Origin of the sequence: Dysgonomonas sp., assembly GCF_035323175.1 — a bacterium.
Taxonomy (GTDB): Bacteria; Bacteroidota; Bacteroidia; order Bacteroidales; family Dysgonomonadaceae; genus Dysgonomonas.
Map to the genome: position 1 here is coordinate 113557 of NZ_DAOKYH010000008.1, position 20447 is coordinate 134003.

The 20447-nt window shown below is 36.2% G+C and carries 11 protein-coding genes; 7 read left to right on the forward strand and 4 right to left on the reverse strand.

The window, feature by feature from the left end:
• Positions 1-2: 2 nt before the first annotated feature.
• The 4 genes from PKC55_RS11190 to PKC55_RS11205 form a co-directional block, all read right to left on the reverse strand.
• A complete protein-coding gene (locus PKC55_RS11190) occupies positions 3-7100 on the reverse strand; it encodes an SDR family NAD(P)-dependent oxidoreductase (RefSeq protein WP_324373052.1) in 7098 nt (2365 codons plus the stop codon).
• A 47-nt stretch (positions 7101-7147) separates the two neighbouring features.
• Positions 7148-8512 carry an MATE family efflux transporter gene (locus tag PKC55_RS11195; RefSeq protein ID WP_291130774.1) on the reverse strand — a complete coding sequence of 455 codons (1365 nt, stop codon included), beginning with the start codon at positions 8510-8512 and terminating at the stop codon, positions 7148-7150.
• 339 nt (positions 8513-8851) lie between these two features.
• Positions 8852-11308, reverse strand: coding sequence for a DsrE/DsrF/DrsH-like family protein (locus PKC55_RS11200; protein ID WP_324373056.1), 2457 nt, complete (start codon positions 11306-11308; stop codon positions 8852-8854).
• A 47-nt stretch (positions 11309-11355) separates the two neighbouring features.
• Positions 11356-11715, reverse strand: coding sequence for a MarR family winged helix-turn-helix transcriptional regulator (locus PKC55_RS11205; protein WP_135106387.1), 360 nt, complete (start codon positions 11713-11715; stop codon positions 11356-11358).
• A 456-nt stretch (positions 11716-12171) separates the two neighbouring features.
• Between PKC55_RS11205 and PKC55_RS11210 the strand changes: the two genes are divergently transcribed.
• The 7 genes from PKC55_RS11210 (at position 12172) to PKC55_RS11240 (ending at position 20421) form a co-directional block, all read left to right on the forward strand.
• Positions 12172-12867, forward strand: a complete 696-nt coding sequence (locus PKC55_RS11210; RefSeq protein WP_135106389.1) for an ABC transporter ATP-binding protein — start codon at positions 12172-12174, stop codon at positions 12865-12867.
• A 13-nt stretch (positions 12868-12880) separates the two neighbouring features.
• The gene (locus PKC55_RS11215; protein WP_252637332.1) at positions 12881-14134 is read left to right on the forward strand and encodes an ABC transporter permease; all 1254 of its coding nucleotides are present in this window, start codon (positions 12881-12883) and stop codon (positions 14132-14134) included.
• A 15-nt stretch (positions 14135-14149) separates the two neighbouring features.
• Positions 14150-15406: an ABC transporter permease gene (locus PKC55_RS11220; protein WP_135106393.1), complete on the forward strand. Its 1257-nt coding sequence runs from the start codon at positions 14150-14152 to the stop codon at positions 15404-15406.
• 37 nt (positions 15407-15443) lie between these two features.
• On the forward strand, positions 15444-16559 hold the full coding sequence (locus PKC55_RS11225) for an efflux RND transporter periplasmic adaptor subunit (RefSeq protein WP_291128977.1): 1116 nt from the start codon (positions 15444-15446) through the stop codon (positions 16557-16559).
• 24 nt (positions 16560-16583) lie between these two features.
• On the forward strand, positions 16584-18065 hold the full coding sequence (locus PKC55_RS11230) for a TolC family protein (protein ID WP_291128980.1): 1482 nt from the start codon (positions 16584-16586) through the stop codon (positions 18063-18065).
• A 164-nt stretch (positions 18066-18229) separates the two neighbouring features.
• On the forward strand, positions 18230-18805 hold the full coding sequence (locus tag PKC55_RS11235) for an NfeD family protein (RefSeq protein ID WP_135106399.1): 576 nt from the start codon (positions 18230-18232) through the stop codon (positions 18803-18805).
• A 53-nt stretch (positions 18806-18858) separates the two neighbouring features.
• The gene (locus PKC55_RS11240) at positions 18859-20421 is read left to right on the forward strand and encodes a flotillin family protein (protein ID WP_291128983.1); all 1563 of its coding nucleotides are present in this window, start codon (positions 18859-18861) and stop codon (positions 20419-20421) included.
• The last annotated feature ends 26 nt before the right edge of the window (positions 20422-20447 follow it).

A 20447-nucleotide genomic window follows, 5' to 3' on the forward strand; every position in this document is an offset into this window, starting at 1 on the left:
AGTCAATTATTTAAAAAGCTTTTTACATCATCTGCTCCACCCATTACCAGTATATGGCTCTCTTTTCCATATTTAAGCTCATTTACAAAATATTCAGCTCCTTTTTTTAGAGGGATCAACGAAACTCCGCGTTTCTTGAATTCAGCTTCTAGTGTTTCATTCACCATCCCGGTTCCTTTCCAAGGTCCCCAGTTGATGGTTAGTATTCTGGCTTCAACTTTGTCATTTAGGATTGAAGCTATATGATCGAAAACACTATTTGCTGAAGCATAATCAGATTGTCCCTTGTTTCCATAAGCTGATGCAACGCTACTGAACATTACAAATAGCTTCAGCTCGGAACGTAGTTCATCCAATAAGACATGCAGTGGAGTAACTTTGGTAGAATACACTTTATAGAAAGATTCAAAGGTTTTATGTATAAATAATTTATCGTCCAACAAACCTGCAGCATGAAATATTCCGTCTATTCTGTTATAGGTATCATATGTTTTTTTTATAAAATCTCTCAGTGCTTCTTCATTTTTTATATCTAAGGATATATATGTTACTTTCGCTCCGTTTTGTTCTATTTTTGCAACATTTTCATTTATCTGATTAGTCTTGAATATCTTTTGTACTTTCTTCTCTATTTCGCCGGGAGATTTCATATTTTCTTCAGTGATCAGATATCTGCGTATCTTATCCTTCGAGTCCAATGATTTATACTTATCAAATTCTTCTGTAGGAGCGTCAGACCGTCCTACAAGAATATAGTTACAGGGATATTCTTTTGATAGTTCGCTAATCAACTCCGGCGTAATCCCTTGTGCCCCGCCAAACACAACAACTACAGCATCTTTGTCGAGAGAAAAATGAGAACTTCCATTTTTGACAAGAGTGACAGGCTTAGGTTTTGCAAAATATCTCTTATTATCCTTATAGATTATTTCTGTATAAGTATCATCTTCTGTTAATAACTCATCTACAGTAATTTGAGATAGAAGATTTGGGTCGAAGATAGAATGTGATACTATTGCCCGGAAATTAATTGTTGGAAACTCATGAGCAAGGCTCTTAATCAGTCCTGGGAAGCCTTGAATTTCTTTCAACTTAGATACCCCTTCAGTCATTTTAATATTTCCAAGTACATCACTGAATGTATACACCCATTTAATCCTAGCAAGATCTACATTTTTGATCATACTAAACACTTCTTTTATACTGTATTTTCGAGGTGATGCCGAAGAGTTGAGTATCACCAGTCCATCATACTGAGTAAGATTCTCATCCCCTTGTATCAAGTCAACAATAGCTCCATTTGCCTCCATTGCGTTTTTAACCTTTTGAGCATATACACCATTATCATCCGTAAGGGCAAATCGTTTTCCTTGTATCTTATTATTTTCAGAGTTTAGGGTTGTTTCTTCAAGTTCAAAACTCATTCTTATCAATTCACCTTCAATGGTATCACTTTCTTTTACTGCTATCTGTTCTATTTGAGACTGGGATATAGAATCTTTATTCTCAACACCATTAGCTAACCCTTTTATCCAATCAATTAATCCATTAAGAGTTTTTACTGAAGCTAGTTTTTCAATTGTATCATCAGCATCCTCAATACTACCGGATATATTTAGTTTTTCTCTCAATGAGCCTATAATCTCCATACGTTTGATAGAATCAATACTGAGATCAGCTTCCAAATCCAAATCCAAACCAAGCATATCGGCTGGATAACCAGTTTTTTCACTAACGGTTTCAAGAAGCAAAGTCTTAATGTCATCAATTGTCACGGCTTGAGTTTGAATAGGAACAACAGAATCAACTACATCTGGCATAATTGCACCTTGTGTCTGATTTATACTTGAATTGGCTAATTCCTTAATCCAATCGATCAAACCATTAAGAGTTTTTACAGAGGCAAGCTTTTCTACTGTATCTTCAGCATCTTCCATGCTCCCTGATATATTAAGTTTTTCTCTCAATGATCCAATAATTTCCATTCGTTTGATAGAGTCTATACTGAGATCGGCCTCCAAATCTAGGTCGAGACCTAACATTTCGATGGGATAGCCCGTTTTTTCGCTAACGGTCTCGAGCAATAAACCTTTAATATCATCTATAGATAAGGCTTGTGTTGATATTTCAGCCGATTTAGAAGAAGAAGTATTTATGTCCACAAATTCTTGTCTCTGCTCTACCTGTTGTGAAGAAGTGTCCATCGGTAACACTTGTACTTGTTGTACAGAATTCGTTTGTATTGGAGTTGATATATTATTGGGAATATGACCTAAATAGCCCAGCATAACATCACGCTGGCTTTGCAGCATCATTCTCATACTATTCAGATACTCTAATATTACTTGATCAGAGGATGAAAGTCCTGAAGTGGAATTATTATTTAGATTATTCGTCATGTTTTTTAAGTTCATTATAGGTTGTATTATCGGATATGCTCCTGTTGAAGGCATTCGTCCATCAGTAGGTATAGCATTATGACCATTAATGTGCCAAACAATAGGACTCTTCTTATATTGTTCAGGCTTATCAATGTTTACTATAGATGTATTACGGTTTTCAAAGAGTTTTTCAACGTCAACAGATTTTCCTGTCGACAAATATTTTGCAAGAGTATGCAATATGAAAGTTACTCCATTGAAACTTTTATTTTCTGTTTCAAAAGCAGAGACTTTATCCCCTAAGATGGATTGTACAAGTCCAGTAAGAACTCTACCCGGTCCAACTTCAATAAATATACGTGCTCCTTCATTATACATATTTTCAACTTGCCGGGTAAAAAGTACAGGTTTTATAAGATGCTCCGCTAATCGATTTTTAATTTCTTGAGTTTTTTGAGGATAATACTCTGCTGTTGTATTAGACCATACAGGTATATTTAGAGTCTTAAAGTCAACCTTCTGTAACACATCGGCATACAACTCTCTTGATTTATGCAAAAGAGGACTATGAAATGCACATGCAACATTAAGTTCTTTATACGCAATATTTTTATTACTTAGTTTTCGCATAAAAGAATTGATTCCTTCGGTAGAACCGGCTAGGACTATTTGTTTCGGAGAATTGAAGTTCACAGCCCATACATCCTTTTCACCATCCAGTAGCGTAATTATCTCTGTTTCGGGAAGACTAACGGCTATCATCTTTCCTTTGTCTTCTTCTATTGCATCTAATATAGATAAAGCTCTTTTATGACTTAATGGTACTAGCACTTCTGCATCAAAAGCACCGGCAAAACATAAAGCCGCCAATTCTCCATAGCTATGACCTGCTACCATATCAGGAATAATACCTAGTGATTTAAGAAACTCAGCAAAAGCAAAATCTACAATACCCAATAATGGCTGGGCATTTCGTGTATCGGTGATAACTTCCTCTTGCTCTTTACGCGTTTCTTCATCGAAGACTGAGTATGGAAATAGTATCTTCTCATATTCTTTATGTTTAGTAAGTAAGCGACGCATTGCGGGAAAGACAACAAACATATCTCGAGCCATATTTACTCTTTGGCTACCTTGTCCGGAAAACATAAATGCAACCTTTCCTTCTTTCGCATTTTTTAAATAAATCCCATATTCTTCTTTTCCGGCAAGAGCTGCATTAATTCTATTGTGTAATTCTTTACAATCACTAGCAATTATAGACACTTGAACTTCTTTCTTGCTGTTTACTGCCAAACTGTAAGCGATATTTTTAATATTGATTGTATCATTGTAGCTTAGCAGTTCTTTTATTTTCTGTAATTGTTGTTTAGCTTCTATTAGTGAATCCCCGCGAAATACAAATAGTTCTGATGGCCATAGCGGTAAGCTACTATTATGCTCTTTAGCACCTTTATGATTCTCCATCACTACATGGAAATTGGTTCCGCCAAAACCAAAAGCACTAACTCCTGCAATTCTTTTTTCACTGTCCCAATATCCCGAGTGAGAATTAAACACAAAAGGACTGCTGTCCTTATCATAATAAGGATTTGGTTTATTCAGGTGCAATGTCGGCGGTTGAACTTTATAGTAGATAGACAGGGCTGCTTTGATAACGCCAGCAATACCTGCAGCACATTTAGCATGTCCTATTTGTGTCTTTACAGAACCTAGTAATGTTTGACCTTTAATGGCTCCTGATTCAAGAAACATATCTGTTAATGCTCGCAGTTCTGTTCGGTCTCCTACTACTGTTCCCGTGCCATGAGCCTCTATCATTTCTACCTGTGATGGTAAAATTCCTGCATTCTGATAAGCTCTTTGTAATGCCTTTATCTGTCCTTTTCTGTTTGGAGCGGTCATTCCCAGGCTTTTTCCATCACTACTACCTCCCATTCCTTTGATAACAGCGTATATCTTATTTCCATCACACTCAGCATCAGCTAACCGTTTCAGGACTAAAACGCCAATGCCTTCCCCCAAGGCAATACCATCCGAATCTGCATCGAATGAGGCAGAGTAACCTTTACGGGATAATGCATGCGTACATGAAAACATTAAGAAGTCGTTGATTCCGTTATGTAAGTCGGCGCCACCTAAAAGTACCATATCAGAGCGATTGGAGAATAACTCCTGACAGCCCAGATCCAATGCTGCAAGAGAAGAAGCGCAGGCTGCATCTACTGTATAGTTACGTCCCCCCAAATTTAAGCGATTGGCTATTCTACCTGATATTACATTTGATAATACTCCTGCAAAAGAATCTTCATTAAGGCGAGGTAGGGAATTTTTCAATACATCTGGTAATTCACCAAAAACCTGTTTTGCATAGCCTCTGAAACCATAACTTGCCGCTAGTTCTGTTGCTCCTTCTGCACCGAATATAACGGAAGTGTTTTCTAAATCAATTTCGGACAGGTTTTCATATCCTGCATCTGTTAATGCTTGCTTAGCCACCAAAAGGCTCAGTAATTGTGTCGGTTCTATAGACGCAAGTGATTGAGGTGTCATTCCAAACTCAAGAGGATCAAAGTCTATCGATGGAATAAATCCGCCCCATTTCGATACCACTTTATCTGTATCAGTAGAGTTTGAATCATAATATAGATCTTTATTCCAGCGACTATCGGGAACCTCTGTGATACAATTTTTGCCAAGAACGATATTTCTCCAATATTCTTCAATATTATGCGCATCGGGGAAAATACCCGAAATTCCTACAATAGCTACATCTAATGGTTTTGTATTTGATGTTGGCAAAGCAATATCGGGCAGTTGAGAAAGTAGCTCGTTATTATCTACAGCTACATGCTTATGCAATTCATCCAGAGTCATTTCTTTTTGATTGAGAGCTGCTATTTGTCCTATCATATAAAGACCTTTTTCTTTTTGCTCTTCCTCGTTCAATTTTACAAGATCAGTTCCTATGCGTTCAATACCTTTTGTTGCAATTCTTGAACGACCAAGATTAAGTTCCTCTAATCTGATCCAAATTTCTTTACTATCTAGGTTTTGCCGTTGTAGTTTTTCTTTTTCCTTACCGAAATATTCTGTAAATGGAGATTTTAGAGACTGTGTTTCTTGTCCGGGAGCTGCTTGCAGAATAACTGTATCATTTTCTTCAATCGCCAACTTTTGGAATTCAGGGAGGATGGCTTTTGTCTCTACGGCTTCTTTTGTATAAAGATATGAAGACCCCATTAACACCCCTATTTTAGCACCTTTAGCATTGAGTGTGGCAGACATTATAGATACGAACGCAGAAGAAAATGCATCATGTATCCCACCCGCAAAAAAAACACTAAATACAGACAGATTATCTTCTTTTAGTAATCTGTATATCTGTCTTTCCCATAAGATAAAGCTGGAAAGAGGGCCTATATGTCCCCCGCTTTCACGTCCTTCGAATACAAAGTTCTTCGCCCCTTCTTTAAGAAATATATCCAACAATGTTTGAGATGGAACATGAATAAAAGCTTTGATACCTTCTTTTTCAAATGGTTTTGCCAAAGCTGGGCTTCCTCCGGCGATAAGTACTACAGGAGGTCTGTACTCCAATATATATTTCGTTTGCTCTTCGCGTTGTTTTGTAGGAATAAAGCCTAGTAGCCCCACGCCCCAGACTTTATCGTTGAGTAACCGACTGGATTCTGCTATCAGGTTGCGGGCAGCATCTCCGGTCGTCATACCCATGGCTATAAAAGGTAATGCTCCCGCATCAGCTACACTACAAGCAAATTCAGGGACATCGCTTACTCTAGCCATTGGCCCTTGTGCTATTGGGTATTTTATATCTAAACTTTTTGCGAGTTTACTATCTGATTTGATTGTTTGCAGTCTTTTTGCTTGCTGTATATGACCGTATATAGCCTCATAGAAACTAGAAACGAAAGTGTTAAGGTTTTTATATTTTTGTACAAAGTCAATAGATAATGAAACATCTTGTCCCATAGGTAAGATATTCTTATTAACATCTAATCCTCCCAGTAATGGTATAATATCCGAATATTTAGTGTTGACAGGTAATTTAGGAGAATTTTTCCTCAACAATATTCTGAAATTGTCAATTACAGTAGTCTCACTCCCACTCAGTTTACTAAAAATATTTTTCTGATCTTTAGTTAATCCACATTCAGGAAATAAGGAAATCTGACTATCCAGAATAACCCCCTTCGCCCCTAAAGCTAAACAAGCGGCAGTAGTATGTATACCGACTCCTCCTTGTATATAAATATTTATTCCTTTTTTTAAATATTTATTCGCTATACTTTGGAAAAGGATGAATGAGGACTGCGCTGACACTTTTCCTGCTCCTTCATTTCCTTTTACGATAATATTACTGATACCGCTATCTATTACTCTTGCAGCTTCATCTAAAGAATGTACCTGACATAATTTTTCTATATTTTCGCTTACAGATATATCCATACCAGCAGGAAAAATCACTCTGCTTACATTCGGTGGAAGGTCTAATTTTAATGTGGTATTATCTACAAAACAAACCCCAAAAGATTCTGTTGTAGATTCACTCATGATATCTAAGGATTCTTGTGCTTTTTGCAGATTCCGACCAAGATGCAATACGGGATATGCACCGGTCTTGATCGTTTCTAAAGCTAAAGTAGTATTCGGTATCTCGAAAGGAGATACGATAAGTAGCTCTTTGTAATGTTGCATTATTAAATAGTTGTAGTTTGTTTTGTTTGTCTTTCTTGTTTTATTATCTAATCTATTGCATATGTGTATTTTTCTTTAAGTTTATGTATTTGCCCAATATAAATAATAACAGCGAATATTGTTGATGCAACATCAGCTAATGGTATTGAAAACCAGACCCCATCCAATTGAAAAAAAAGAGGTAAAATAAACAATAACGGTACTAGAAAAAGAAATTGCCGTGTTAGGCTTAGCATGATTGCTTTCGTGGGCATTCCTATAGATTGGAAAAAATTAGAAATGACCATTTGTAACCCACTAAGAGGTAATACAATCGTTATTATTTTTAAAACTCCGGAAGCTTTACTCGCCAATGCAGGAGTAGGGTTAAATGGACTGACTGCAATATCTGAAAAGAATAATCCACCTATCAAACCGAGAAATCCGATACCGACGCCGGCTTTTATGGACTGATTTACTGTAGATATAACTCTTTCTATCTTGTTAGCTCCATAATTGTACCCAACTATAGGTTGCATCCCCTGTGTCAAACCAACAATAATAAGTACAATAATAAGATTTAATCTATTGGCTATTGCATACGCTTCTATGGCAATGCTGTCTCCATAAGTACTTAATCTGTTATTTATAAAAAAGACAACAATGGAAGCTGCTACTTGCATAAGAAATGGAGAGACACCAATACTCATTATAGCCCATACAATTTTTTTATCTAGATTTAACTTATGCTTATGTAGTGTTAATGTGTTATTTCTTTCAAGAAAATGAATCATAAAGATAACGAAGGAGATAAACGCTGCTATTGAAGTGGCAATTGCAGCACCTCTCATACCCCATTCGAATATAAAAATGAAAATAGGTGCAAGGATAATATTTAGAATAACACCAAGCAGCATAATATACATTGCTTTTTGAGGATAACCCGAAGCACGCATAACACTGCTCAATACGAACCCTAAATTAAGAAAGATACAACACGGTAGATAATAGATTAAAAACTCGCGAGCAAAATGATAAGTGTCTTGTGTTGCTCCGATTATATGTAATAGTGGATCGATAAAGATATAGGTCAAAAGAACGAAGAATCCTGTTAATAGTATTATCAAAACCAGAGCATTACCTAGTGCTTTATCCATCTTATCTTTGCAATCTTCACCCATATAAATAGCAACACGAGTGGCAGCACCTGTACCGACGAATGCTCCTAATGCAGTAAAGAATGTCATTATAGGAAAAACGAGTCCTAGCCCACCAATGGCATGATCTCCTAAATTAGGACCATGTCCAATATAGATACTATCCACAATATTGTAGATGGCAACAACTAAGGAACCGATAATAGCCGAAATGGAATATTCTCTCAGTAGTTTTGTTGTTTGTTCTGATTCTAATCTATTTAGTATAGACCCCATTATTTTATCTGATTACTAAATGTTATCCAGGCAAAACATTAGTAATGTATGTAAAGTCAATGTTAAAGAAAAAATATATTTATAGTCTCAAGGCACAAACTTATATAAATATATCATACTAAACAAATAAAAATAATTATTGAACAAAGAATAAAGCCCCTGCAAATTATCTTAGAAGGAATCTAAATCTATGAAATTTATTATTTTAAATTTAAGGATATTATATCTACTTTCTTTTTGTATAGGTGCAAAAACATAAAAAGAACTCCTCTCTCACCAGAATAAATAGATCAGGTGAGAGAAGAGCATTTAGGGTTCTGTCTTATATATCTAAAAATATTAAATGAATAGATTTACATTCGCATTTTCTGCTCTATCGAGATAAGCGGCAACACCACCAATCGTAATATTATCGATTAATTCCTCTTTTTTTATACCCATTACATCCATCGACATGGAACATGCAATAAATTCGACACCATTATCTAAAGCCTGTTGCATAAGGCTTTCAAGGCTATCTACGTTTTTATTTTTCATGATACTACGCATCATTTTACTACCGATTCCTCCCATATTCATTTGAGATAGGCCTAGTTTTTTGCTGCTAGATGGCAACATCATGCCAAACATTTTTCCCATAAAGTCTTTTCTTACAGTAGGCTTTTTCTCCTTTTTTATTACATTCAGACCCCAGAAAGTAAAGAAGATACTTACTTTCTTTCCTGTAGCTGCAGCACCATTCGCTATCACAAATGAAGCTAAAGCTCTATCTAAATCGTCACTAAATACTATCAGCGTTTTATTATCTCTAGCGATAGCTGATTTGGTGCAAGAAGCATCTTCTTTTGCTATCTTTTCTACAATAGCAGTTATTACCCCACCCGAGTTATTCATACTTACTAGTTTTGCGCCAACCATACGGCACCAGCCATTTAAGTCTTCACCAAAAGCCTGATCTGTAACGCTGATTTCGAGACGGTCGCCTAGATTTATTTCATCGTAATTCTTCTTCAATTGCATGATCGGACCAGGACATTGTAATCCACAAGCATCTATTTTGATTGTTTTAATCATTGCACTTTCTTTATTCTCCATCTCTCCATCATCTTTAATAAGTGTATCACAGAGACCTTCACTCGTTATATTATCAGCAATAGCACAAGAGTAAGTTCGATATCCTCCCGATAGATTATAAACGTTGGTATAGCCAGATTGCATAAGAATCCGCGAGGCAATATACCCACGTAATCCAACAGCGCAATAAACTATAATCTTTTTATCTCTCGGCATTTCATTTAGACGACTTCTAATCTCATCGACTGGTATATTAATTGCACCTTCGATATGTCCAAAATCATATTCTTCTTTTGTACGTGAATCTATGATCATAGCTTCTGCTTTATCTACGTTGAGGATGTCACGCCATTGTATAATATTTACTTTCCTTTTTAAAATATTTTCTGCTACAAATCCGGCCATATTTACCGGGTCTTTGGCTGACGAGTATGGGGGAGCATAAGCGTGTTCTATCTCCTGAAGATCATAAATTGTACCTCCATTTTTTATTACCTGTGCAAATAGGTCAATACGTTTATCAACCCCATCATAACCGACCACTTGAGCTCCCAACAATCTGCCATCTTCAGGAGAAAAAATTATTTTGATAGATAATGGTAGTGCTTCTGGATAATAGCCAGCATGGGAACTTCCGTGCGTATATGATGATATATGCTCTATCTTCTCTCTGTTTAGTAATTTTGAAGAAGCTCCTGCTGCTGCGACAGTCAGATCAAAGACCTTAGCTATAGAAGTTCCTATAGTACCCTTATATATATACTTATTCCCTTCTAAAATATTATCGGCTACTATACGAGCTTGTTTATTTGCCGGTCCGGCTAGTGGAATTAAAGTATGTTTATTAATAATCGGATTAAACACTTCAGTAGCGTCACCTAGAGCATATACGCTACTATCTGACGTCTGCATATAGTCATCAACTTTGATGCCTCCCATAGAGCCAAGTTGCAAGCCTGCGTCTTTAGCCAATTTTACTTCGGGACGAACTCCGATGCTTAATATAACCATATCTGCAGTAACACTTCCTCCACTTTCCAATACGACGTTTATACCATCCTCAATTGATTCGAACTGTGCAACACCCTCCTCGAGCAAAAGAGATACATTTTTTTGAATAAGGTGCCGGTGTACAATAGAAGCCATAGAAAAATCGATTGGAGCCATTACTTGGTTACTCTTTTCAATCAACGTTATATCTAATCCTGCATCATGTAGATTTTCTACCATTTCCAAGCCTATAAAACCACCGCCTATTACCACAGCCCTTTGGGGCTTATGTTGGTTTATGTAGCTTTTTATTTTATCCATATCAGGCACATTCCTTAAGGAGAATATACGACTGTCTTCTATGCCCGGCATTGGAGGTTTGATAGGTTCTGCTCCTGTAGATATTATTAGTTTGTCATAACTTTCTGTATAATCTCTATTGGCGGCAATATCATGGACTTTTACTGTTTTATCTTTCAGGTCGAAACTTGTCACTTCGGATCTTACACGGATATCTATATTAAAACGATTGATAAAACCATCTACTGTTTGTACAAACAACCTGTCTCGTTCACTAATTGTACCGCCAATATAATAAGGAAGTCCACAGTTGGCATACGATACGTACTCTCCTCTTTCGAAGAGTATAATCTGAGCATTTTCGTCCATTCTTCTGAGTCGTGCAGCTGCTGTTGCACCACCTGCCACACCTCCAATTATAAGTATTTTCATAATTTATATTATAAATATTTGTTATTAGCAATTATGTGATTAAAAAATTATGCTGATATTTCTACCAGTTCTTTTATCAATGCAGATAAATTAATTTCATGTTTCATCATTTCTTTTATTTTCTTTCTCCCTTCCTCTGTCAAGGAAAAGATCATTTGTCTTTTATCTATTGAACCCATTTCTCGCAATATATACCCTTTTGTTTCTACAGTATTTATTATACGTGATACTCTGGAATTAGACAACCCCACAAATTCACAAATCTCATTTGCTGTTCTTGGCTTCTCATCCTTCATGCAACATAAAACCATCCCTTCGTTAATGGTTATATTATTCTTTTCGGCAAACTCTTTCTCAAAAGTATAAAGAGACTTATATATGTTTTTTAGTTTACAAATTGACTCCATTAAAATATTTGCTATTGGAAAATATTTGCAAAGAAAAATAATATTTTTCTATTGACAAAATGTATATGAATAATATTCTAGATTTTTCAAAAGATGAAAATACTCCAATTTTATCGCATACCATGCCTGCTATCTTTCTATTTAATATATGATTCTATGATTTATTTCAAATATGCTTTCTTCTGAAAAAAATTAGCAATACAAGGCTCCCTAAGCATATCAAAAACATAAATTTATAAGCAAAAGTTGTATTTTCTAAATTTAATTATTCATCTTTATATCATCTAATTACAGAATTATATATTTTTTTAATGTTAAAATATCAAAAAGGTGTAACCTTTTTTAATTTTTAACGACATATATAGTAAATGTTTCTAGATACAATGTCGTGAAACTTTATCAAAAGTTAATTCTGTGTGGCAGTAGGTTCTTCAAATATAATAAACAACAGCGAACGTGATAAGAATAAATAGTTTAAACAAAACTTATTGGGGAAAATCACCTTTACATGTATTGAAAGGGATTAATATGGATGTGGAAAGAGGTGAGTTAGTCTCTATAATGGGAGCTTCCGGTTCCGGGAAATCCACCTTGCTTAATATTCTCGGCATTCTAGACACCTATGATACCGGTGAATATTATTTAGATAATGTCCTAATCAAAAATTTGAGTGAAACCCAAGCAGCTGAGTTGAGAAATAAGAAGATTGGTTTTATATTCCAGTCCTTCAACCTGATTACATTCAAAAATGCTGTAGAAAACGTAGCGTTACCGCTATATTATCAGGGAGTTTCTCGAAAAAAACGTAATAGTATAGCTATGGAATATCTGGATAAGATGGGACTAGCGTCACATGCGAGCCATATGCCTAATGAACTCTCAGGAGGACAAAAACAGCGTGTCGCAATTGCCCGGGCTCTAATAGCCCAACCCCAGATAATACTGGCAGATGAACCTACAGGAGCCTTGGATAGTAAGACCTCAAGAGATGTAATGCAATTACTTCGACAGATCAATAACGACGACGGTATAACCATGCTTATTGTAACCCATGAGCAATCTGTGGCTGATGCTACAGATCGAGTTATCCATATAAAGGATGGAATTATAGGTTCGATAGAAGTAAATGAGAACCCAATAATAGCAATGTAAACCCGGATTACTTATGTTTGATTTTGATTCTATACGCGAAATATTTTCTACAATCGGCAAAAATAAGTTACGCACTTTTTTGACCAGTTTTGCTGTAGCATGGGGTATTTTTATGCTTATAATCTTATTGGCTGCAGGTAATGGGTTGAAAAATGGTGTTACTTCAAACTTTTCACGCAGGGCACAAAACTCTGTTACATTGTGGCCCGGATGGACTTCAATGGCTTACAAGGGCCTTCCGACGAATAGACAAATAAAATTTGATCAAAAAGATTATGATCTAATACGAAATAAGATACCGGAGGTAGAATATGTCTCGGTTCGGTTGAGCCAAAGAGTAACTCTATCTTATGAAAAAGAGTATGGTTCGTGGGATATAGACGGCGTGTCACAGGATGCTTCTATTATCAATAATCTGAAAGTTGCGAATGGAAATGGGCGATTTCTCAATAAAATGGATGTTGACAATCGCCGCAAAGTGATAGTTCTCAGCCCCGATATGAAAAAGGTATTATTTAAAGATAAAGATCCGATAGACCAATATGTGATTGCTGATAATAATATAGCTTATCAGGTGATTGGAGTTTATGATAATGAAGATATCTATGACAACAACCCTCCGGGCTATATTCCTTTCACAACAGCCCAGATGCTATATAACAAAGGTTATGGTTTTCGCAGGATTGATTTTACCGTAGTCGGATTGCCAACCAAAGAAGCAAACGAAAAATTTGTAGAAAGGCTCCGCCAACGAATGGGAACACTCCATAATTTTGACCCGGCCGACAGATCTGCATTGTATGTTCGCAATACGGCAGAAGACATGCTGGAAGCACAAAGTATATTCTTTATTATCACTGCTTTTATCATTGTCATCGGAATTGCTTCATTATTAGCGGGAATTGTTGGTGTAGGAAATATCATGCTTATAACGGTAAAAGAACGAACTAAAGAAATCGGTATTCGAAAGGCAATAGGAGCTACTCCTTTCTCTGTACTCAAACTCATTATCTTTGAATCTATACTGATCACTACCGTAGCCGGCTATATTGGTATAGTCATTGGGGTTGGAATAACAGAAGGGATTAGTACAATTATGGCAAACGCACCATCGGATGGTCCTTCAATATTCAAAGATCCTACAGTAGATTTATCCACTGTAATATGGGCAACAGTGGTTCTGATTGTTGCAGGAACAATTGCAGGTCTTATACCTGCCCTGAAAGCGACAAAAGTGAGTCCAATAGAAGCGATGAGAGCCGAATAATAAAAAAACCAGAACATGTTTGATTTAGACAATTTACAAGAAATATGGGTAACGATTACTCGAAATAAGCTTCGAAGTTTTCTTACTTGCATAGGCGTTTCGTGGGGTATTTTTATGCTTATTATCCTTATAGGTATCGGATATAGCTTTCAAGGAGGTATCATGAAAAACGTAAGCGGATTTGCATCCAACTCCTGCTTCTTTTGGACAGATGTTACCAGTGAACCGTATAAAGGATTCCGTAAAGGACGTTTCTGGTCGATGAACAGAAAAGATGTTACGCTGATCAGAGAGAAAGCCCAATCTGTGGAATATATTTCTCCTGTACTCTTTGGAAATAGCGGAGATAAAAATGTTGTACGTGGACGAAAATCAGGATCGTATGGAACAAGAGGTATATATCCCGATCATTTCAATATAGAACAACAGCACATACTCATGGGACGGGTATTCAACGAATTGGATATAGCGGGCACTCGCAAAGTATGCGTAATCGGACGAGAGGTTTATGAAACATTATTTCAACCGGGGGAAAATCCCGAAGGACAATATATTAGAGTAAATGGAATATACTTTCAAGTAATTGGAGTGATTCGTCCTAAGTCGAACATGTCGATCGGCGGAGATGTAGAATCAACGGTTTTTATTCCATTCTCTACAATGCAACAGGCCTTTAACCAAGGAGACAAAGTATATTTTATGGCATGTACGGCTAAACCGGGTTATCCAGCCTCTGTGGTAGAAGAAGAGGTTACAGCGATAATAAAAACAGCGCATGACATATCTCCTACCGATGAAAAAGCCGTAGGTAGCTTCAATATAGAAAAACAGTTTCAGATTTTCAACAACTTATTTTTAGGTATTGATTTCCTTATATGGTTTGTGGGAATAGGAGCTTTGTTATCCGGCATTATAGGTATCAGTAATATTATGCTGGTAACAGTACGTGAACGAACCCGCGAAATTGGAGTGCGACGTGCTATCGGAGCGAAGCCAATAACAATAGTGAAGCAAATTTTAAGTGAAAGCTTTGTTTTAACAACAATCGCCGGATTTGCAGGCTTCTTTGCAGGAATAGCACTCATAGAAATCATCAGCTACGTCATGAGCAAAAATATAAGTGATGACGTATTTCTCATACCACCGCTAGTTTCATTCTGGACAGCAATAGCTGCATTAGGAGTATTGATCGTATCGGGTATACTTTCGGGATTGATGCCTGCAATGAGAGCTCTACGCATAAAAGCAATCGATGCTATCAGAGAAGAATAATTTACTGTAAAGAATAAAAAATAGAAAATTAAATAATATGAAAGCTTTAAAAATTATTGGACTAGTACTTATCGGATTAATTTTCATTGGTACATTATATTTTCTTTTTAGAAAATCACAACCGAAGAAGATTGTTTATGAAATATCAACTGTAGAATCGGGAGATATAGAAAACACCACTGTAGCAACAGGTAAAGTATCTCCACGTGATGAAATTCTTATCAAACCTCAAATTTCCGGGATTGTATCGGAGGTGCTGAAAGAAGCCGGTGATTTTGTAAAAGAAGGGGAAATTATCGCTACGGTAAAAGTAATACCAGAGGTTTCTCAGTTGAATAGTGCAGAATCGAGAGTTAATGTTGCTCGCATCAATCTGAATCAGATAAAAGCGGAATACGACAGACAGAAACAACTTTTTGGTAAAGGAGTAATAGCCAAGGAGGAAATGGATAAATCGGAGGCAGACTACAAAAAAGCTGTAGAAGAGCTCGATAACTCTAAAGATAATCTGGATATTGTAAAAAATGGGATTTCTAAAAAAACAGCACAATACAGTAATACTCAGATCAGATCTACTATTACTGGTATGATACTAGATGTTCCTATTAAAGTCGGAAACTCTGTTATTCAGGCGAATACATTTAATGATGGTACTACTATAGCTAGTGTAGCCAACATGAACGATATGATCTTTATTGGAAAAGTAGACGAAACCGAAGTCGGACGTATACATACAGGTATGCCAATGAAACTATCTGTAGGTGCTATAGAAAACAAAAAATTTGATGCTGTTCTGGAATATATTGCACCAAAAGGAGTTGAAGAAAACGGAGCCATTTTGTTTGAAATAAAAGCTGCTGCTCGTATACCTGATACAGTACTTATTCGTGCCGGATACAGCGCAAATGCTGAAATCGTATTATCTAAGGCTGAGAAAGTATTATCTATACCGGAAAGTACAATAACATTCAGTAATGACTCTGCGTATGTCTATGTTCTAAAAGATTCTATAGAACAATTATTTGATAAAAAACTAATTACTACAGGATTATCTGACGGAATAAAAGTAGAAGTAAAATCCGGGTTGAAGAAGGGTGATAAAATCAGAGGAAACGAAATTTCAGATAAATCTAAAAAAACAGCTCAAAAATAGACCGATAGGATAATGTATACAATTATGAAAAAAACAATAACACTCTGTGTCCTATTAAGTTTCTGTTTTACAATACAAGCACAAACGGTAAGAAAAAGGACATATGTAGAAAAGGCTGATTCTCGTTCTGAAAAGACCTTAGATGAGACGGCAGATTCAACTAAAATATCAGAAGAACATTCGGCAGAACCTGTAGAAGTAAAAACTCCACTTTTTTCTCAAGGAACCGGGAAGTGGACATTGAAACAGTGTGTTGATTATGCAGTAGAGAATAATATTGACCTTCGACAACAATCTCTGAATGTAAAAAGTGCAGAAATAGATTTGAGCACATCAAAGAATAGTCGCCTTCCAAATTTAAACGGAAATATTGGACAAGATTTTAACTTTGGTCGTTCTATCAGAACCACAACAAATGCAGTAGGGACAGGAAATACAGGCTCTACCAGCTTTGGTATATCAACATCTGTTCCTCTATTTACAGGATTCCGTATTCCAAATCAAATCAAATCGGATGAATTGAATTTGCAAGCTGCTGTTGAAGGATTGAAAAAAGCAAAAGAAAATCTTGAACTACAAGTAGTATCATTATACCTAGATGTTCTTTTCAAAAAAGAGATTCTAAAGGCATATAAAGACCAAGTATCTTATAGTTCTCAGCAAGTAGAACGCACACAGTTGTTACTTGAAGCTGGAAAGGTTCCGTCATCACAATTGTATGATATCAAAGCGCAGTTAGCTAAAGATGAACTAAATGTGACTATGGCAAATAACGACCTTGATTTATCTCTGCTAAATCTGTCACAATCACTAAATTTGCCAACAACTAAAGATTTTGATATAGAAGAACCTAATTTAGGAGATGTTGTATATGATAATATTTCTAGTATAATACCACCCGATCAGGTTTACACTATGGCATTAGAAACAAAACCCCATGTTAAAGAGGCTCAATATAAGCTAGGAAGCTCTCAAAAATTATTAAAGGTTGCTCAGTCAGGATACTATCCTACTTTAGATATGACTATGCGCTATGGTACCGGATTTGATCGTATTTATAAAAAAGGGGTGGATCAGGAAAGCATATCTAAACAACTTAGTCAAAATCAGACTAAATATATAGGATTCTCACTGAATATCCCGATCTTCAATCGCTTCCAAACACGTAATCAAGTGCGTAGCGCGCGATTAAGCATAGAAAACCAAACTCTAGCTTTAGACAATGTAAAACTTGCTCTATACAAGGAAATACAACAAGCATATCAGAGTGCTGTCGCAGCTCAGGCTAAATACGGCTCTACAGATAAGGCATACGATGCAGCGGAAGAGTCTTTCAAGTATGCACAGGAAAGATACGAAATAGGAAAATCTACTGTTTTTGAATTTAATGAAGCGAAAACTAAATTATTGACAAGTAGATCAGAACAGATTCAAGCGAAGTATGATTTCCTTTTTAGAAGTAAAATATTAGATTTCTACCAAGGAAAACCTATAGATTTGGAATAATTGAGTTTAATGTAGAATCAAGTGTTATCAGATTCCGTGAAATTATCTTACGTTTCACGGAATTTTTATTTTAAAAACATGCCTTTAGTGTCAATTCTCTAGCGAAAAAATTATATATTTGTATAAAGCTTAAATATAATTAACACCATTAACTAAAACCTATAATGAAAGAGTTTTTTGCTAATATGGATGGCACTCAACAGTTTTATTGGTATATAGCCATCGGAGCGAGTGTAATATTTATTATACAAACAATAATGACCTTTGTTGGAGCCGATGCGGATACAGGTGTTGATGCAGATTTTGATGGAAATCTAGATGGCGGAGATTCTCCTTTTCAGCTTTTTTCTCTTCGAAATCTAATTAATTTTCTTCTAGGATTTGGATGGGCTGGAGTATCACTTTACAATGTTATAGAAAACAATATTCTTTTAGCTATTGTCGCGTTTCTGGTAGGAGTACTCTTCATTGCATTCTTTTTCTTTATTATGCGAGCGTTACTAAAGCTATCAGAAGATAATAGCTTTAAAATAGAAGATACAATAGGAAAAACCGCAGATGTTTATCTTTCTATTCCTGCTGCAAAAACAGGTAAAGGTAAGGTCTTTATTAGTGTTAGGGGGTCTACTCATGAACTTTCAGCTATCACCAACAGCGTTGATGAAATCAAAAACGGCTCATTAGTGAAGGTTGTAGGTATAGAAGGAGATATATTAATTGTTACTCCTTTAACACTCTAACAACTATTCTTTGATTGAACAAATACAATAAATTTTAAAATAAAACTCTTATTATGGAAGGATTATTTGAAGGAACAGGAGTTCTTTTTGTAGTGGCTATAATTGTAATATTTGTCCTCATTATGACAATGGTATCTAGGTACAAGCGTTGTCCATCGGACAAAATATTAGTTGTATATGGCAAAACAGGAGGAGCTTCAGCCAAATGTATACACGGTGGAGGTGCTTTTATCTGGCCGGTAGTACAAGATTTTGCTTATTTAGATTTGAAACCGATATCTATCGAGGCCAATCTGACTAGTGCATTGAGTAAACAGAACATTAGAGTCGATGTACCATGTCGATTTACTATTGCGATTTCTACAGAGAAGGAGAATATGAATAATGCGGCAGAGAGATTATTAGGCTTGACCACTTCGCAGATACAAGAATTGGCGAAAGATATATTATTCGGTCAGCTTCGTTTGGTTATTGCCACAATGATGATTGAAGAAATCAATTCGGATCGTGATAAATTTCTGGATAATATTTCTAAAAATGTAGATACCGAATTACGTAAAATTGGTCTTAAGTTAATCAACGTAAACGTAACTGATATCAATGATGAATCAGGGTATATAGAAGCTCTAGGGAAAGAAGCTGCTGCTAAAGCCATCAATGAGGCGAAAGTGAGTGTAGCTGAACAAGAAAAAATGGGTGAAACAGGAAAGGCTGTAGCCGATAGACTTCGTGATGTACAAATAGCCGAAACACATCGGGATAGAGATGTGCAGATAGCTATAGCTCAGAAGGACAAAGAGGTTAGCATTGCCGGAGCATTCAGAGATGAGTCGATTGGTAAAGCTGAAGCAACGAGAGATACTCGTGTAAAAACGGCTGAAGCAAATGCTGTAGCAGTAAAAGGAGAGAATATTGCAAAAATAGAAATTGCAGGCTCTGATGCTCTTCGTCGTGAAAAGGAAGCAGAAGCCTTGAGACTTGCTGTTTCGTCGGAGAAAGTACAAGAAGCAAAAGCTTTGGAAGAAGCATATCAGGCAGAACAAAGAGCTGAGTTGGCTCGTTCTGAAAGAGAACGTTCTACTCAAATAGCTAACGTTGTAATTCCTGCTGAGATAGAGAAACAAAAAATCATTATTGAAGCTCAAGCAAAAGCTGAACAGTTGAGAGAACAAGCTCGAGGTGAGGCAGATGCTATATTTGCCAAAATGGATGCAGAAGCTCGAGGATTGTATGAAATACTATCTAAACAAGCGGAAGGTTATAAAGGTGTTGTAAATGCAGCCGGAGGTGATCCTGTAGCAGCATATCAGTTGCTGCTGATAGAAAAGCTTCCTGAACTGGTGAAAACTCAGGTTGAAGCTATTAAGAATCTTAAAATTGACAAGATTACTGTTTGGGATTCGTCAGGTAACAATAGCAATGGTCAAACAACTACAGCTAATTTTGTTTCAGGTCTTATGAAGTCTGTTCCTCCACTCAATGATTTATTCAAGATGGCCGGAATGAATCTTCCTTCGTATCTGAAAGGCGATGCAGAGAAAGCCGGAATTACCATCCCTCTTGCGCATCCTATAGAAGATGAAGACAAGAACGAAAAGGAAGATACGAAGAAATAAAAATAAATAAAGACCATTCTATGTTT

What these genes read in the sequence shown, in the direction of transcription:
- PKC55_RS11190 (WP_324373052.1), bottom strand. Translation starts at nt 7,100, where the DNA reads ATGCAACATTACAAAGAGCTACTTATCGTATCTCCTTTCGAGATACCG.
- PKC55_RS11195 (WP_291130774.1), bottom strand. Translation starts at nt 8,512, where the DNA reads ATGGGGTCTATACTAAATAGATTAGAATCAGAACAAACAACAAAACTA.
- PKC55_RS11200 (WP_324373056.1), bottom strand. Translation starts at nt 11,308, where the DNA reads ATGAAAATACTTATAATTGGAGGTGTGGCAGGTGGTGCAACAGCAGCT.
- PKC55_RS11205 (WP_135106387.1), bottom strand. Translation starts at nt 11,715, where the DNA reads ATGGAGTCAATTTGTAAACTAAAAAACATATATAAGTCTCTTTATACT.
- PKC55_RS11215 (WP_252637332.1), top strand. Translation starts at nt 12,881, where the DNA reads ATGTTTGATTTTGATTCTATACGCGAAATATTTTCTACAATCGGCAAA.
- PKC55_RS11220 (WP_135106393.1), top strand. Translation starts at nt 14,150, where the DNA reads ATGTTTGATTTAGACAATTTACAAGAAATATGGGTAACGATTACTCGA.
- PKC55_RS11225 (WP_291128977.1), top strand. Translation starts at nt 15,444, where the DNA reads ATGAAAGCTTTAAAAATTATTGGACTAGTACTTATCGGATTAATTTTC.
- PKC55_RS11230 (WP_291128980.1), top strand. Translation starts at nt 16,584, where the DNA reads ATGAAAAAAACAATAACACTCTGTGTCCTATTAAGTTTCTGTTTTACA.
- PKC55_RS11235 (WP_135106399.1), top strand. Translation starts at nt 18,230, where the DNA reads ATGAAAGAGTTTTTTGCTAATATGGATGGCACTCAACAGTTTTATTGG.
- PKC55_RS11240 (WP_291128983.1), top strand. Translation starts at nt 18,859, where the DNA reads ATGGAAGGATTATTTGAAGGAACAGGAGTTCTTTTTGTAGTGGCTATA.